15 protein-coding genes and 1 pseudogene are annotated in these 16,917 nt (G+C 52.8%); 6 read left to right on the forward strand and 10 right to left on the reverse strand.

Annotated features, from left to right (window positions below; all coding sequences use genetic code 11):
* Positions 1–31 precede the first annotated feature (31 nt).
* Positions 32–460, forward strand: coding sequence for a universal stress protein UspG (gene uspG, locus AC3G3F_RS21435; protein WP_000278499.1), 429 nt, complete (start codon positions 32–34; stop codon positions 458–460).
* A 76-nt stretch (positions 461–536) separates the two neighbouring features.
* Here the strand turns inward: uspG and ahpF are convergent, their stop codons facing one another.
* Both ahpF and ahpC read right to left on the reverse strand, forming a co-directional pair.
* Complete coding sequence (gene ahpF, locus AC3G3F_RS21440; RefSeq protein ID WP_070803507.1) at positions 537–2,102, reverse strand: alkyl hydroperoxide reductase subunit F; 1,566 nt, start codon at positions 2,100–2,102, stop codon at positions 537–539.
* A 241-nt stretch (positions 2,103–2,343) separates the two neighbouring features.
* Positions 2,344–2,907, reverse strand: a complete 564-nt coding sequence (gene ahpC, locus AC3G3F_RS21445) for an alkyl hydroperoxide reductase subunit C (RefSeq protein WP_000052802.1) — start codon at positions 2,905–2,907, stop codon at positions 2,344–2,346.
* Between the two features lie 440 nt (positions 2,908–3,347).
* Between ahpC and dsbG the strand changes: the two genes are divergently transcribed.
* The 4 genes and pseudogenes from dsbG to AC3G3F_RS21465 all read left to right on the forward strand — a co-directional run bounded on the left by dsbG (position 3,348) and on the right by AC3G3F_RS21465 (position 7,306).
* Positions 3,348–4,094, forward strand: a complete 747-nt coding sequence (gene dsbG / locus AC3G3F_RS21450; protein ID WP_070803506.1) for a thiol:disulfide interchange protein DsbG — start codon at positions 3,348–3,350, stop codon at positions 4,092–4,094.
* A gap of 316 nt (positions 4,095–4,410) precedes the next feature.
* Positions 4,411–5,346, forward strand: a complete 936-nt coding sequence (citR, locus tag AC3G3F_RS21455; RefSeq protein WP_079817230.1) for a DNA-binding transcriptional repressor CitR — start codon at positions 4,411–4,413, stop codon at positions 5,344–5,346.
* Between the two features lie 134 nt (positions 5,347–5,480).
* Positions 5,481–6,716: pseudogene (locus tag AC3G3F_RS21460) on the forward strand (phosphoadenosine phosphosulfate reductase).
* Complete coding sequence (locus AC3G3F_RS21465; RefSeq protein WP_044136115.1) at positions 6,689–7,306, forward strand: IbrB-like domain-containing protein; 618 nt, start codon at positions 6,689–6,691, stop codon at positions 7,304–7,306. The pseudogene AC3G3F_RS21460 and the gene AC3G3F_RS21465 overlap by 28 nt, the downstream one beginning before the upstream one ends.
* Here AC3G3F_RS21465 and AC3G3F_RS21470 read toward each other — a convergent pair whose 3' ends face one another.
* Positions 7,307–8,467, reverse strand: a complete 1,161-nt coding sequence (locus AC3G3F_RS21470; protein WP_488395726.1) for a pyridoxal phosphate-dependent aminotransferase — start codon at positions 8,465–8,467, stop codon at positions 7,307–7,309.
* A gap of 126 nt (positions 8,468–8,593) precedes the next feature.
* Between AC3G3F_RS21470 and AC3G3F_RS21475 the strand changes: the two genes are divergently transcribed.
* Entirely contained in the window at positions 8,594–9,682 is a 1,089-nt protein-coding gene (locus tag AC3G3F_RS21475) for an oxidoreductase (protein ID WP_070803502.1), read from the forward strand.
* A gap of 35 nt (positions 9,683–9,717) precedes the next feature.
* Here AC3G3F_RS21475 and AC3G3F_RS21480 read toward each other — a convergent pair whose 3' ends face one another.
* The 7 genes from AC3G3F_RS21480 to entC all read right to left on the reverse strand — a co-directional run.
* Positions 9,718–9,915, reverse strand: coding sequence for a YbdD/YjiX family protein (locus AC3G3F_RS21480; RefSeq protein WP_000460619.1), 198 nt, complete (start codon positions 9,913–9,915; stop codon positions 9,718–9,720).
* A gap of 63 nt (positions 9,916–9,978) precedes the next feature.
* On the reverse strand, positions 9,979–12,084 hold the full coding sequence (gene cstA / locus AC3G3F_RS21485) for a pyruvate/proton symporter CstA (protein ID WP_023246786.1): 2,106 nt from the start codon (positions 12,082–12,084) through the stop codon (positions 9,979–9,981).
* 181 nt (positions 12,085–12,265) lie between these two features.
* Positions 12,266–12,679 carry a proofreading thioesterase EntH gene (gene entH, locus AC3G3F_RS21490; RefSeq protein ID WP_023246785.1) on the reverse strand — a complete coding sequence of 138 codons (414 nt, stop codon included), beginning with the start codon at positions 12,677–12,679 and terminating at the stop codon, positions 12,266–12,268.
* A 2-nt stretch (positions 12,680–12,681) separates the two neighbouring features.
* Positions 12,682–13,437 carry a 2,3-dihydro-2,3-dihydroxybenzoate dehydrogenase EntA gene (gene entA / locus AC3G3F_RS21495; protein WP_053508450.1) on the reverse strand — a complete coding sequence of 252 codons (756 nt, stop codon included), beginning with the start codon at positions 13,435–13,437 and terminating at the stop codon, positions 12,682–12,684.
* Positions 13,437–14,294 (reverse strand): isochorismatase, encoded by an 858-nt coding sequence (locus tag AC3G3F_RS21500; RefSeq protein ID WP_023246783.1) that lies wholly within the window; start codon positions 14,292–14,294, stop codon positions 13,437–13,439. The genes entA and AC3G3F_RS21500 overlap by 1 nt, the downstream gene beginning before the upstream one ends.
* A 13-nt stretch (positions 14,295–14,307) precedes the next feature.
* The gene (gene entE / locus AC3G3F_RS21505; protein WP_023246782.1) at positions 14,308–15,918 is read right to left on the reverse strand and encodes a (2,3-dihydroxybenzoyl)adenylate synthase EntE; all 1,611 of its coding nucleotides are present in this window, start codon (positions 15,916–15,918) and stop codon (positions 14,308–14,310) included.
* Between the two features lie 9 nt (positions 15,919–15,927).
* Positions 15,928–16,917 (reverse strand): isochorismate synthase EntC (entC, locus tag AC3G3F_RS21510; RefSeq protein WP_488395727.1); only part of this gene is annotated, 990 nt, incomplete at its 5' end.

A 16,917-nucleotide genomic window follows, 5' to 3' on the forward strand; every position in this document is an offset into this window, starting at 1 on the left:
GTTCAGTATTGATTAACAGGGAGTAACGGGTATGTATAAGACAATCATTATGCCGGTTGATGTTTTTGAAATGGAACTGAGCGATAAAGCGATTCGCCACGCTGAGTTTCTGGCGCAACAGGATGGCGTCATTCATCTGTTGCATGTTCTGCCAGGCTCCGCAAGCATGAGCCTGCACCGCTTTGCCGCCGACGTGCGCCGCTTTGAAGAACATTTACAGCATGAGGCGGAAACGCGTCTGCAAACGATGGTGGGACACTTCAGCATCGATCCTTCACGGATTAAAACGCATGTTCGCTTTGGTAGCGTGCGCGATGTCGTCAATGAGATGGGCGAAGAGCTGGATGCGGATGTCGTGGTAATCGGTTCGCGTAATCCGTCCATCACGACACACCTGCTGGGGTCTAACGCCTCAAGCGTGGTACGCCATGCGACGCTGCCGGTATTGGTTGTGCGTTAACTCGCTTCTGACCAGCAGGTAAAAAAAGAGGCTGCCAGTGGGCAGCCTCTTACCTTGCAGGTGTGTCTACTTCTTTTTATGCGATTTTGGTGCGAATCAGATAATCAAAGGCGCTCAACGAGGCTTTCGCCCCTTCGCCTGTGGCGATGATAATCTGTTTATAAGGAACGGTGGTGCAGTCGCCTGCGGCGAAGACGCCCTTAACGCTGGTTTCACATTTGGCGTCAATAATGATCTCGCCCATGCGGTTACGCTCAAGCGCACCTTCCAGCCAGTTGGTATTCGGCAACAAGCCAATTTGCACAAAAATCCCGGCCAGCGCGACGCTATGAATATCGCCGCTGACGCGGTCGCGATACTCCAGCCCCACGACTTTCGAACCGTCGCCCTTCACTTCCGTCGTTTGTGCATTCAAAATGATATCGACATTTTTCAGGCTACGTACTTTGTCCTGTAGCACCTGATCCGCCTTCATTTCCGGTGCGAACTCCAGCAACGTAACGTGTTCTACAATACCCGCCAGATCGATGGCCGCTTCGACGCCAGAGTTACCGCCGCCAATAACCGCCACACGCTTACCTTTAAACAGCGGACCGTCACAGTGTGGACAATAGGTGACGCCTTTGGTGCGGTACTGATCTTCGCCCGGCACATTCATATTACGCCATTTCGCGCCGGTGGCGATGATGATACTGCGCGCTTTCAATACTGCGCCGGACGCCGTTTCAATCTGATGCAGGCCACCTTCTGCCGCTGCCGGAACCAGTTTGCTTGCGCTCTGGCTGTCGATAACGTCAACATCGTAATCGCTGACGTGCGCTTTCAGCGCACCCGCCAGTTTCTGGCCTTCGGTTTTCGGCACCGAGATATAGTTTTCGATATCCACGGTATCCAGCACCTGACCGCCGAAGCGCTCACCCATCAGACCGGTACGGATGCCTTTGCGCGCCGAGTAGACCGCCGCCGCCGCGCCCGCTGGGCCGGAGCCGACAATCAGCACGTCATACGCATCACGTTTGTTCAGCGCTTCCGCCGCACGTTTTTCTGCGCCAGTATCCACTTTAGCGACGATCTCGGTCAGAGTCATACGTCCCTGGCCGAACTCTTTACCGTTGACAAACACTGCCGGAACGCCCATTACGTTACGCTCGGTGATTTCGTTCTGGAAAGTGCCGCCATCAATCGCCGTATGTTTAATACGCGGGTTCAGCACCGCCATCAGGTTCAGCGCCTGCACCACGTCCGGGCAGTTATGGCAGGAGAGTGAATAATAAGTTTCGAATTCAAAATCGCCGTCAATATCGCGAATCTGCTCCAGCAGCGACTGCGCTTCTTTTGACGGATGACCGCCAGTCCACAACAGTGCCAGAACCAGCGAGGTAAATTCGTGACCCAGCGGAGAACCGGCAAAGCGCGGCCCCTGCTGAGAACCTGGATTCGTAATCAGGAAAGACGGCTTGCGCACCGGCAGAGTATTGTCTTCTTTAAACGTAACTTTGTCTGACAGTTCAGCGATTTCAGCCAGCAGTTCTTTGATTTCCGCCGATTTTGCGCTGTCATCCAGCGTAGCAATCAGCTCAACAGGTTTGGTCAGTTTCTCAAGGTAAGCCTTGAGCTGGGTTTTCATATTCATGTCGAGCATGGGTATCTCCTGGGCTTAAAACATCATCATGCAAGCTGCCTTATTTGCGGTGCCTGAATGCATCTTGAATCATGGTGTTGAATAAAATGGGCGCACAAGCACCCATTGATGCGGTTATTTCCTAAGTATTTCGTGTCAGAGCAAGACGGCCAGCCTGAGAATCCCCGGGAGCTTACATAAGTAAGTGACCGGGGTGAACAGGCGACGCCAACGCCGTGATGGCGCGAAAGACGACGGAAATTTAGATTTTACCGACCAGGTCCAGGGATGGAGCCAGCGTCGCTTCGCCTTCTTTCCATTTCGCCGGGCACACTTCGCCTGGGTGAGCGGCAACATACTGTGCTGCTTTAATTTTACGCAGCAGGTCAGACGCGTCACGGCCGATACCTTCAGCGGTAACTTCGATCGCCTGGATGATACCCTGCGGGTCAACAACGAAAGTCGCACGGTCTGCCAGACCTTCATCTTCACGCATGTTGTCGAAGTTACGGGTCAGGGCGCCAGTCGGGTCGCCGATCATCGCATATTTGATTTTTGCGATAGTTTCAGAGCTGCTGTGCCATGCTTTGTGCGTGAAGTGGGTATCGGTTGAGACGGAATAAACGTCTACGCCCAGCTTCTGCAGTTCTTCGTAATGGTCGGCAACGTCGCCCAGCTCAGTCGGGCAAACAAAGGTAAAATCGGCCGGATAGAAGAAGAAGACGCTCCAGCGGCCTTCGGTATCTTTCTCGGTGACTTCAATGAATTCACCGTTTTTGAACGCCTGGTTTTTGAAAGGTTTGATTTTGGTGTTAATTAAGGACATCTATACTTCCTCCGTGTTTTCATTGAGGAGTAAGTTAACGAAATTGTGCTGATTCGGCTAATGCGTTTCCATTATCAAATCAATAAGCGTTAACTAACAACCCGATTCGGGCGACATTGTGAACACTGCGCCCTGTCAGCCATCTAAAGTAAAAAGGCCGCCTGACAGGCGGCCCCATTACCTGAACTACCCGTAGGTAACTTCAGAGCCAATACAACTCATCTTTCAAATTACAGGCGCATTGTCTGCAATTCGAAATCCATAGCGTATATGCTGGCTAAGTGTTGCGCTCTACATTACCTTAACAAAGGCTGTAACAGCGAAAAGGATTACATCACCCCAGCACAGAAAGGGCAATCTTACCACGCCAGCTCTTACCTATGTCTGCAATAGGTATCATCATTAATACTCTTTTCGCTTTGATCTTAAAAGGAAAAAATATGATTAAACGTACACTGCTGCTTGCTATGCTACCCATTCTCGCCCACGCGGAAGAACTGCCTGCGCCGGTTAAGGCCATTGAAAAGCAGGGTATAACTATCCTGAAATCCTTCGAGGCGCCGGGCGGCATGAAGGGCTATCTTGGGAAGTATCAGGATATGGGCGTCACGATTTACCTGACGCCGGACGGTAAACACGCGATTTCCGGCTATATGTATAATGAAAAAGGTGAAAATCTTAGCAACACCTTGATAGAAAAAGAAATTTACGCTCCAGCCGGACGTGAAATGTGGCAGAAAATGGATAAAGCGTCATGGATACTCGACGGTAAAAAAGACGCGCCGGTGGTGCTGTATGTCTTCGCCGACCCTTTCTGTCCTTATTGTAAGCAGTTCTGGCAGCAAGCTCGTCCGTGGGTCGAGTCCGGTAAAGTACAATTACGCACACTACTGGTCGGCGTGATTAAACCGGAAAGCCCGGCCACAGCCGCAGCGATTTTAGCCGCGAAAGACCCGGCGAAAACCTGGCATGACTATGAGGCTTCCGCAGGAAAGATGAAACTGGAGGTTCCGGCGTCCATCCCCCCAACACAGATGAAAATCATTAATCAGAATCAGCAGTTAATGGACGATCTTGGCGCTAACGCGACGCCGGCAATTTATTACATGAATAAAGATAACACGCTGCAACAGGTCGTCGGTTTACCAGAAAAGGCACAACTGGACGCCATGATGGGACAACCTTAACGCAGAACTCAGTAAGGCAGGAGCTTAACCGTACCACGCCCGATAGCGCTACGCTTATCGGGCCCACCACGTCCAGGCATCACGCGACGCCAGACCAAAATGCCATCCGGTACAGCCTTTTTAGGCTAACTGAATGATTGTTACGTGTGTAAATTACGTTCGCCTTTACTGTAATTATTTACTCGCTAAAATATTCATAACTGTGGTATTTTAGTTTAAATAAACTCTCCGTTAAGTTTAATAAACATAAATCTGGTAAATTATTTAGATTAAGTCATAATCATGGAAGATACCATGATAACGCCGGGAAGATATTATGGCTAACCTTTACGACCTCAAGAAATTCGATCTTAACCTATTGGTCATATTTGAATGTATTTATCAACATTTAAGCATCAGCAAAGCGGCAGAAACGCTCTATATTACGCCTTCTGCCGTAAGCCAGTCATTACAACGTCTGCGCATGCAATTCAATGACCCCCTGTTTATTCGTTCAGGAAAAGGAATTACGCCTACCATCACAGGCATTAATTTACATTATCATTTAGAAAATAACCTTAATAGCCTGGAACAGACTATTAATATAATGAATCAGTCCAGCCTGAAAAAAAAGTTTATTATCTACAGCCCACAATTGTTGATCAATAAACCATTACTGGATCTGATTAAGTATCTTCGTAAAGATATACAGGTTGAAATTGAACATAATGATATTCTGGCAACGGATGAATCCCCTGAGGATCTTCTCGCTTACCGTAAAGCAGATATTGTCCTCTCGACGTCGCCGATCAATAATCGTTCCATTGTTTGTACGCAACTTTATATGGTGGATTGCGTTCTGGTTTGCAGTGAAAACCATCCCAGATTGCGAGAGAGCGCAAGCGTTGAAGATCTACTGAAAGAGACTTTTACCCATCTCATCGCCACCGACAATGTCGCGGTAAAAAAGCATCAGACATTCCTTGATCATGTATTAGCAGAAAGAACCATAGGCTTTAAAAGTAAGTCGCTTATCACTATTGCCAATACTATTAGCGTTACAGATCTTATTGGTTGTTTACCAAAAATGATCGTAAATTATTATCAACCCACGATTAAACTTAGAAAGATTTCCACACCTTTTTCTATCCCTGTCCATCCGCTCTACCTTATGTACAATAGAGCTTCGATGAATAATAGTGGATTTGCTGAATTAATTGAAAACATCACAAAAAACATTACTAAGAATGTCGATGAACAAGAATCAATATAAATCAAATGTATGTATCAACGTAATTTATTTGCTTGGTAAATATAATAAAACATTGCAAGTTAATCTAATCAGCTTATCCTTTGTGTTAATTATTTAGAGTATACTATAATTAACACATCGGAGAATATCCAAAGATGTCGGTTTATAAAGTTCCGCTTGAGCAAAATGTTCTGGAAGCGGCTGAAGAACGTATAATGTGGACCCTGGAAGCCTTACCCCGGGTCTGCGTCTCATTTTCTGGTGGAAAGGATTCAGGACTCATGCTGCACCTGACGGCAACGCTGGCGCGCAAAATGAATAAAAAGATCCACGTACTCTTCATTGACTGGGAAGCGCAATTCTCCTGTACTATCGCCTATGTACAATCTTTACGTGAACACTACGCGGACGTTATTGAGCGTTTTTATTGGGTTGCATTGCCCTTAACCACACAAAATTCCCTTTCCCAATACCAGCCAGAGTGGCAATGCTGGCAACCGGGAACCGATTGGGTACGACAACCGCCAGAAGATGCGATTACCGATCCTGCCTTTTTTTCGTTTTACCAACACGGTATGACCTTTGAACAGTTCGTTCGCGATTTTGCCGACTGGTTTTCAGAAAAGCGCCCTGCCGCTATGCTGGTTGGTATTCGCTCCGACGAATCCTATAACCGGTTTGTCGCTATCGCTAACTCGCATAAGCTGCGTTTTGCTGATGATAAACCCTGGACCACATTAGCCCCCATGGGGCACACCTGGTATATCTACCCCATCTATGACTGGAAAACCGCAGATATCTGGACCTGATTCGCCAAAACAGGTAAACCATGTAACCCTTTGTATAACTTGATGTATCAGGCTGGCGTACCGTCCCGCTACATGCGTATCTGCGAACCGTTCGGCCCGGAACAACGACAGGGATTATGGCTGTATCATGTTATCGAACCTGAGCGTTGGGCAGCCATGTGCGCCAGAGTCAGCGGTGTACTTAGCGGAGGAATATACGCCGGACAGGACAGCCATTTTTACGGCCACCGGAAAATTTTAAAACCCGCCCACCTTAACTGGGAGGAATACGCGCTGCTCCTGCTACACAGTATGCCCGAAGTAACTGCCGAACATTACCGTAATAAAATCGCCGTTTATTTGCAGTGGTATAAGAAAAAAGGCATGGACACGATCCCGCAGACGCAGCAGGGCGATATCGGATCGCGGGATGTGCCGTCGTGGCGACGGATCTGCAAAGTATTACTGAACAATGATTACTGGTGCCGGGCGCTATCATTCAGTCCGACAAAGCCAAAGGGCTACCAGCGCTATAACGAACGCATGAAAGCTAAACGCCAGCAATGGGGGATCTTATGCAACACCGACTCACAGCCGAAATAACTCACTTTCTCTCTGAGTTGCCAGAAGAGGAAAGGATTGCCGCCATTAATGAATTTAGAATGGCGATACATAGCGTTAGTCCCTTTCGCAATGAACCTGTCGATTGTGTTCTGTGGGTGAAAAACGACCATATTTTGCCTAATGACTACAACCCGAATAACGTTGCGCCGCCAGAGAAAAAACTGCTGCTTAAATCGATTGAAAAAGATGGGTTTACTCAGCCGATTGTGGTAGTAAAGGCCGATGCGGAGGAATACGAGATTGTGGATGGTTTTCACCGTCATGAACTGGGCAAAGGAAAAGCCGTCCTGAACAGGCGTCTGAAAGGCTACCTGCCGGTAACGTGTCTGGACAGAGAACGTCACGAACGGATGGCGGCAACCATCCGGCATAATCGCGCACGCGGGCGCCACCAGATCCACGCCATGTCCGAAATCGTGCGCGAACTTTCTCAGTTGGGCTGGGACGAAAGCAAAATCAGTCAGGAGTTAGGTATGGACGCCGATGAAGTCTTGCGCCTGAAACAGATTAACGGTCTGCAGGAGCTTTTTGCAGACCGTCGATTCTCCAGAGCGTGGACGGTTAAATAACTACAGTTTACACAGGCGATCTGCCGCGGCCAGCAGCGTTGATTCCTGTTTAGCGAAACATAAACGTATAAGCTGATGCGGGAAAGGGGCGGCGCAAAAGACAGAGAGTGGAATAGCGGCAACACCGACTTCTTGGGTTAGCCACTGACAAAACTCAACGTCATTTAGCGTCGACACTGCGCTGTAATCGATTAACAGAAAATAGGTACCTTCACAGGGCAGCACTTTTAATCGGCTTTGCGCCAGCGCGTTAACCAGCACATCGCGTTTTTTCCGGTAAAAATCGGGTAACGCGCGATAGTGTTCCGGCGAGGCGCGCAGCATATCCGCCAGCGCCAGTTGCGCCGGCGTATTGACGCAAAACGTCAGGTACTGGTGAACTTTGCGTATTTCGGCGCTAATGGCCGCAGGCGCAACGCAGTAACCAATCTTCCATCCCGTCATATGAAAGGTTTTACCAAACGATGAAACGGCAACCGCCCGCTCTCGTAACTGAGGGTGCGCTAATACGCTGGCATGACCTTCGGCGGCAAAACAAATATGTTCGTACACTTCATCGCTTAATACATAAATTTCCCGCTCGCCGATAGCCTGCCACTGCGCCTCGATATCCGCCTGGCGCCAGACGGTAGCGGTGGGATTATGCGGCGTATTGAGGATCACCAGCCGCGTGCGCTCGCTAAGCAATGCCGAAAACGCCTGCCAGTCGACGTTAAAATGCGGCGGCGTAAGCGCTATGCGTTTTAGCACGCCGCCGGAAAGCGCCACGGCTGGGGCATAGCTGTCGTAACTGGGATCGAAACAGATAACCTCATCCTCTGCCCGCACCAGCGCGGTAATCGCCGCATACAGCGCTTCTGTCGCGCCCGCCGTGACGGTGATATCACTCACGTCATCTGGTCGATAACCATATATTTCCGCCGTTTTATCGGCAATGGCCTCCCGCAGCGCCTGCACGCCCGTCATCGGCGCATATTGATTCGCCCCCTGCGCGACATGGTAAGCCAACCGCTCGTGCAAATAACGAGGACCATCAAAATCAGGGAAGCCTTGCGATAAATTTATTGCCTGATGTTTCTGCGCCAGCGCGCTCATTTGCGTAAAAATCGTGGTACCAAGACTGGGCAATTTGCTTTGTGGGATCAGTGGGTTATTTCTCATTATCTTCATACCCGCCAGTGATGTGGTTGTTGACACACTATAACACGGTGCTAGTATTTGGCAATCAAGACGTTTAGATGTCTAAATATAATAACATTAGTCAGAAGCCCCTAAGGACAACACAACATGAACCACACTGAAATCCGCGTCGCTACCGGCCCGGCGAATTATTTTTCCCATGCCGGCAGCCCTGGAAGATTGACGGATTTTTTCACGCCGGAACAGCTTTGCCACGCCGTTTGGGTATACGGCGAACGCGCGATTGCCGCCGCCCGGCCTTACCTGCCGGAAGCGTTTGAATGTGCTGGCGCAAAACATCTGCGGTTTACCGGTCATTGCAGCGAACGCCAGGTTGCCCAACTGGCGCACGCCTGCGGCGACGATCGTCAGGTGGTGATAGGTGTCGGCGGCGGCGCACTGCTTGATACTGCCAAAGCGCTCGCTCGCCGTCTGACGCTGCCGTTTGTCGCTATCCCGACGATCGCGGCAACCTGCGCTGCCTGGACACCGCTTTCCGTCTGGTATAACGACACGGGACAGGCGTTACAGTTCGAAATTTTTGATGATGCCAATTTTCTGGTGCTGGTCGAACCGCGCATTATTCTGCAGGCGCCCGATGACTATCTGTTAGCTGGCATTGGCGATACGCTGGCGAAATGGTATGAAGCCGTTGTGCTTGCACCGCAGCCTGAAACGTTGCCATTAACCGTACGACTGGGCATTAACAGCGCGTGCGCCATTCGCGATCTCCTGCTGGCAAGCAGCGAACAGGCATTAGCGGATAAACAGCAACACCGACTGACACAGGAATTTTGTGACGTGGTAGACGCGATTATCGCTGGCGGCGGTATGGTCGGCGGCCTTGGGGAACGCTATACCCGTGTCGCCGCCGCCCACGCGGTACACAACGGCCTGACCGTCCTGCCGCAAACGGAAAAATTCCTGCACGGAACGAAAGTGGCTTATGGCATTCTGGTACAAAGCGCGCTGCTGGGACAAAATGAGGTGCTAACGCAATTGATTGCGGCGTACCGGCGTTTTCATCTGCCGACCCGGCTCAGCGAGCTGGAGGTGGATATTCATAACACCGCAGAGATCGATAAAGTGATCGCACATACCCTGCGTCCGGTCGAATCCATCCACTATTTGCCGGTTACGTTAACGCCAGCAACTCTGCGTGCGGCGTTTGAAAAAGTTGAATTTTTCAGGATATAGTCTGATGACGTTGCGCTTATCAGGCCTGGCAACAATCAGCAGCAACGCGCGCCGCCTTTTCCACCATAGCGCGCATCCTGCCGCTCGCGGAAAAATTCTTCATAGGTCATCGGCGTCTGATCCGGATGCGTTATGCGCATATGCTCAACATAGTTGTCGTAGTCTGGCACGCCAATCATCATTTTTGCTGCCTGTCCCAGATATTTTCCGGCTTTCGAAAGCGTATCGAACATCGTTGTCACCTGTCATCCAAACGCCCTCCCCTTGTCCTGGAGAGGGCTATTGATGAAAAAAGATTAGTGCGCGCCTTTCGCCTGCGTCACGATCTCATCCACATTTTCCGGCATCGGCTCATACGGTGTTTCATGCGCCGTCGGTTTATCAATCTTCAGAGCGGCCAGCGCCGTCTTAATAGAGAATACCGCCAGCACCACGACCACCACCATAAAGAAGATTGTTAGCCCGGCATCCAGACGGTTATTGAATACCAACTGCGCGAGCTGCGATTCGGTGTACTGCAGCGGAATATTGCCGCTGTCGATCATCGCCTGGAACTTGTTGGCAATGGCCAGGAAGCCGATTTTCGCATCCGGACTAAACGCTTTCTGCCAGCCCGCCGTCAGCGTGCAAATCAGCAGCCAGGCCGTCGGCACCAGCGCGACCCACGCATAACGCTGACGCTTCATTTTGAACAGTACCACGGCGCAAAGCATCAGCGCCATACCCGCCAGCATCTGGTTAGCGATGCCAAACAGCGGCCACAATGTGTTAATACCGCCCAACGGATCGACCACGCCCTGATGGAGGAAATACCCCCACGCCAGCACGCACAATGCCGTAGCAAGCAGGTTCGCTGGCAGCGAATCGGTACGTTTCAGCCCTGGCGACACCACGCCCAACAGATCCTGCAACATAAAGCGCGCCGCACGGGTACCCGCATCCACCGCCGTCAGAATAAACAGCGCTTCAAACAGAATGGCGAAGTGATACCAGAACGCCACATCCATCATGCCGCCCAACGCGCCATGTAAAATGTAGGCCATCCCTACCGCCAGCGTTGGCGCTCCGCCTGCGCGGGAGATAATGGATTGTTCGCCGACTTCATTGGCAATCTGGTGTAGCGTATCCGGCGTGATAGCGAACCCCCAACTGCTGACCACCTGCGCAGCAGAAGCCACGACATCCGCAGTCCCCGCTGGCGCCAGTACCGCCATCGGGCTATTCATCGCAAAGTAAACGCCCGGATCGATAATACAGGCGGAGACCAGCGCCATAATAGCGACGAAAGATTCCATTAACATCCCGCCGTAGCCGATAAAACAGGCCTGGCCTTCGTTGGCCAACATCTTCGGCGTCGTGCCGGAGGAGATGAGCGCATGGAAACCGGATACCGCGCCGCAGGCGATGGTGATAAACAGGAACGGGAACAGGTCACCCGTCCAGACCGGTCCTGTACCATCAACAAATTTGGTCAGCGCTGGCATAGTCAGCGTCGGACGCATGATCAGAATCCCAACCGCCAGACCGACAATCGTACCAATTTTCAGGAAGGTAGAGAGGTAATCACGCGGCGCGAGCAGCAGCCAGACCGGCAATACCGCCGCGACAAAACCGTACCCCACCAGCATCCAGGTAAGCTGCACGCCGGTAAAGTCAAAGTACGGCGCCCAGGTTGGGCTTGCCGCCACCCATCCGCCGGAAATAATAGCGAAAATGAGAAATACCAGCCCAATGACCGACACCTCGCCGATGCGCCCCGGACGCAGATAACGCAGGTAGATGCCCATAAAAATCGCCAGTGGAATGGTGAATGCGACAGTGTACGTTCCCCACGGGCTATGGGTCAGCGCCTTCACCACGATCATCGCCAGGACGGCCAGAATGATCACCATGATCATAAAGCAGGCTACCAGCGCGATCACCCCTGCCGTCGCGCCCATCTCCTCTTTAACCAGCTCGCCAAGCGAACGTCCATCGCGCCGGGTCGAGACGAACAGCACCATAAAGTCCTGTACCGCTCCCGCCAGCACGACGCCCGCCAGTAGCCAGATCATCCCCGGCAGATAGCCCATCTGCGCCGCCAGTACCGGCCCGACCAGCGGACCAGCGCCAGCAATGGCCGCAAAATGGTGACCAAAAAGCACTTTCTTATCGGTCGGGACATAATCCAGACCATCGTTATGACGTACCGCGGGCGTCATACGCGTTGGGTCAACCGCCAGCACTTTTTTGGCGATATAGAGTCCATAAAAACGATACGCAATAAGATAGACACAGACCGACGCCACCACAATCCATAGCGCGTTGATCTGCTCCCCACGATTTAGCGCAATATAGCCCAGGGCAAACGCACCCAATACTGAGAGCGCTGTCCAGACGAGGTATTTCCCTGACTTATTCATAGTTGTTGTCCGTTTGTGTGTTCCAGAGAGATGTTACATTTTGTTTCTATAACACCTTTAGCGTAATTAACAACACAACAACATGATAAAACCGGAGTGTTACTCATTTTTTACATTACAGTGTTAACCAGATCACTTCCTTTCTTCGTTAACGCTGCAATTACATTTTGCTTTGCCAGTACTATCCCATTACTGCCGTTCCCAGGCGACAGGTGCAGCAGCGCCTTCCCTGCTCATCAAAGAGAGTAATTTCCCAGCTTTGATTCTGCCGCCCCAGATGCAGCGGCTGGCAAACGCCGCGTACTTTCCCCTGCGAGACGACGCGGTGGTGGGTGGCGTTTAACTCGGTCCCGACCACACACTGCCCGTCGCGGGTCATCAGATAACCCGCCATTGATCCTAACGTCTCCGCCAGCGCTGCCGATGCGCCGCCGTGTAGCAGGCCAAACGGTTGATGAGTGCGGGTATCGACGGGCATTTCCGCCTCCAGCACTCCATCACCCAGACGGGTGTAAACAATGCCCAGATGCGCCACCAGCGTGTTCTGACTGGTGGCGTTCAATTCATCCAGCGTTAAATGTCGTTTCCAGATCATCATCACGCTCCCAATGTTGAACCGCCGTCCACCACGATATCCTGCAAGGTAATGTGGCTGGCCAGATCGGAGGCAAGGAACAAAATGGTATTGGCTATCTCCTGCGGACGGGCGATTTTACCGAGCGGAATACCCAGTTTAAACTGTTCACCGAAACCGCGAATGCGCTGCTGTTCGGCATCCTCGCCCACCCACAATGCGCGCTGCATATCGGTGTCGGTCGAGCCAGGCGACACCACATTACAGCGCACCCCGCAGCCCGCCAGTTCCAGCCCTACGGTCAGCGCCAGACTTTTCAGCGCCGCTTTAGAGGCCCCGTAGGCGCTCATACCGATACGCGGTGTATGCGCCGCATCTGAGGCAACGGTGACAATCGCCCCACCTCGCTGACGGCGAAACTGCGCCATCGTTTGCGAAAACAGGTTAAACGCCCCGCCCACATTGACCGCAAATGTCTGTTGCCAGTCGTCGACACTAAGCGCGTCGGTCGCTCCCATACGCAAAATACCGGCGGCGTTGACCAACACATCCAGCCGTGGTGTTTTTTGCAATATGCGCTGGCACACCTGAGCGACCTGCGCGGCATCCGCCACGTCCATAACTTCGGTAGTAAAGGGGTAATCCGCTGGCGTAAATTCACGATCGAAGCCGATTACCCTGGCTCCGGCGTCGACAAAGGCCAGCGCCGTCGCGTAGCCAATCCCTTTCCCCGCACCGGTCACCCACACCGTTTGGTCTGAAAAATCAATACCAGGCATTACTGCACCTCGCGAGAAAGCAGTGCCCACCAGGCATCAATGGTCGGATTTTTCGCCAGCATCACGAAGTCGATATCGCCGTGTACTTTACGCCAGCGCGCCGCAAGTCCCATCATTCGTACAGAGTCCAGGCCATAATCAATCAGATTTTCATCGTCCAGCGGCTCGTCGGTCTCATCCAGCAACGGCAGAATCAACGCCCGCAGCGCCGTTTTACTGGCAGGAACCGGCGCCGGCAACAGCGATTCAGTCATGACGACGCGACCGGAACGCCCCGCCACATAGTTCAGGGCCATCAGATGCTCTTCCCGGCTGAAATCCGCCAGCGCATCCGCCACCATAAACGGCTTAATGTCGCGCATAAACGCATCGGTAGCGGTGGTCATACAGCCAATATGCGCATATACGCCGGTAATGATGAGTTGATTGCGTCCGGTATCTTTTAACATCTGTTCCAGCGGCGAGCGGTGAAACGCGCTATAACGCCACTTCACCAGCACCGTATCCGCCTCATCCGGCGTTAAGGCTTCTACCACCTTCTGCTGTTCCGGAGAGCGCGTCAGTCCCGGTCCCCACATATCATTGAGTAACGCGCGGTCTTCATCGCTTTGCTCTTTCGGCTGAGCGGTGTAATAGACCGGAATATGATGCTCTTTACAGTACTGGCGCAGGGCGGCGATATTGGCAATCACCAGGTCCATCATTGGACAGTTGCGGCCCCAAAAGCTGACAAAGTACTCCTGCATATCGTGGATGAGCAGCGCAGCGCGCTCCGGTTCAAATGTCCAGCTCACTTTGTTGGTCGGGATATCCAGTGCGGTAGGCAGCGCGTAAGACTGTAATTTCGGAATTGCCATCTCTCTTTCTCCTTCAGAGCGGTGAACGTGACGCCAACCGCTGGCGTAATTGTTTTTTATCGACTTTACCAACCGGCGTCAGCGGCAGTGACGCAACGCACTCTACACGATCCGGTAATTTAAATTCCGCCACTCCCTGCTCTCGCAGGAAACGGCGTACCTGTACCGCACGCAGCGGCTCTTTTACCACCAGGTATGCGCAACTTTTTTCCCCCAGCAGTTCATCTTCCATGCTGACCAGCGCCGCATGGATCACCGCCGGGTGGCGCAGTAACAAGTTTTCTATCTCTTCGGCGGCTATCTTCTCGCCGCCCCGATTGATCTGATCTTTTTCACGTCCGTGGACGGTGATGTAACCGTCTTGATCAATGGAGATCAGATCGCCGGAACAGTAAAAGCCGTTGGCGTCAAAAGCGTTGGCATTGTGTTGCGGACTGTTGAAATAGCCGCGGAAAGTATAGGGGCCGCGCGTCATCAGACGGCCAATCTCGCCCGGCGGCAGAGGATTTCCCTCGGCATCCGCCACCCACACTTCGTCGTCCGGGCACATGGGTCTTCCCTGGGTATTGATAATCCGTTCCGGACTATCGTCCAGCCGGGTATAGTTCACTAACCCTTCCGCCATGCCGAAGACCTGCTGCAACTGACAACCAATTTCAGCCGGAATACGGGCGGCCAGCGTCGCGGAAAGCCGTGCGCCGCCAACCTGCAATAACCTTAATGACGCCAGTGGCGCATTGCCGCCCCACTCCTGGATAGCCTGTAGCCATAGACTGACCGCTGGCGGCACCAGCGCCGTGGCATTAATCTGGTGTTTTTCGATCAACGGAAAACAGAGGGTGGCGCTGGGATCGGTCGCCAGCACCACCGTTCCTTTGGCGAGAAAGACGCCCAGGGCGCCCGGCGAACTCATGGCGTAGTTATGCGCGGCGGGAATCGCGCACAGAAAACGCGTCTCCTCGTTGAAACCGCAAATCTCATTGCTGCGGCGCACGCTGTAGTAATAGTCGTTATGGGTACGGGGAATAAGCTTTGGCGTGCCGGTAGTACCGCCGGAAAGCTGAAAGTAGGCCACCTCGTCAGCAGGTGATGGCGTGGCGGTGAAATCTTCCTCCGTCTGACGCATCGCCGCGTCCAGGCTGTGATCGCCATCGTCGTTACGCAATAATACCACCCGCACAGAGCGGTGCTCAGCCACAAACGTGTTGAGGAAGTCCTCCCCGGTGAACAGCGTATGTTGGCGATCGGCAATTACCAGCGTCGGCGCGATCTGCGTCGCATAGGCGTTAAGTTCGGTGCGTTGATGGCTAAACAGCGCCAGAACGGGCGCTACGCCAAGCTTCAACAGGGCGAAAAAGGTGATATACAGTTCCGGCACATTCCCCAGTTGCACCAGAGCGGTTTCGCCAGGTTTGATACCCTGACGGCGTAAACTGCAGGCCAGGTTATCCGCAGCCTGGTTGAGCTGGCGATAGCTGAACGCGCGCTCGCCTTCAATGACCGCCGTCTTGTCGCTGTCAGCGTGGCGGGTCAGAATATCGGTCAACGGCACGTCTTGCCAGTAGCCTTTTTCACGATAACGGCGGGCAAATTCATCCGGCCAACGGGTGAAAGGTATACGCATCATCGTTCCTTAATGCAGTCCAAAAACGTTCAACATCGTAGAGAGTTTGACGCCCGTTTCCCGCCACTCTCCGACTGGCGAAGAGGCGGGGACAATCCCGGCGCCGGCGAACAGGCGCACCTGATTACCGTGCAATTTCGCACAACGAATCGTCACTACCCACTCGCCGTTTCCTTCGGCGTCGCACCAGCCGACAATACCGCCAAACAGTTCCCGATCGAACGGTTCCAGTTCAGCGATCAGCTTTTTCGCGACCTGATGGGGGAAACCGCTTAGCGCAGGCGTCGGATGCAGCAGACAGGCCAGCGTCAGCGCGTTTTCTCCGGCGTTGGCCTTGCCCTCAAACGGCGTACCGAGATGCCATAGCGTCGGCGTGGTGATCAACTGCGGAGAGGAAGGTAATTGCAGTTCCGTGCTGCGATCGCGCAGGATCTGCTTCATCGCCTGAGTCACCAGCTCATGTTCATGGCGATCTTTTTGTGAAGCCAGCAGTCGGTTTCCCGCCTCGCGATCCAGAACGTCATCCGGCTGTCGGCGCGCTGAGCCTGCTAACGGCAGCGAACTAAACCTATCGCCCTCTTTGCGTAGCAGCAATTCGGGGCTGGCACCCAGCAGAACGCCGCCATCCGCCAGCGGCACATGGAAGTTGTAACTAACTGGATTCTGCGCAACCATCCGCTCCAGCAATGCTCCGCTATCCACCGCCATGTCAGTGGTGATATCTATCAGCCGGGAAAGCACCACTTTATCGACATCTGGCGTGGCGGTCAGCATAGCCGCGCGTGCGACCATCGCTTCAAAAGCATCCTGCTCCGGAATCGCCTTTCGCGCCGTCACCGTCAGCGATTGATGGTCGGTAAAATAACGCGCCGTGGGGGGGTTTTTAGGGGGGGGCAATAAACGCCCCACCACAGCACAAAAAAAAGAACAACGCGGGGGGGGGTGAAAAGGGGGGGCCCCCCCCCGCGAAGGGGGGTGGGGGGCCGCGCGGTTTGGCGG

The organism is Salmonella sp. FC25216 (assembly GCF_057751355.1).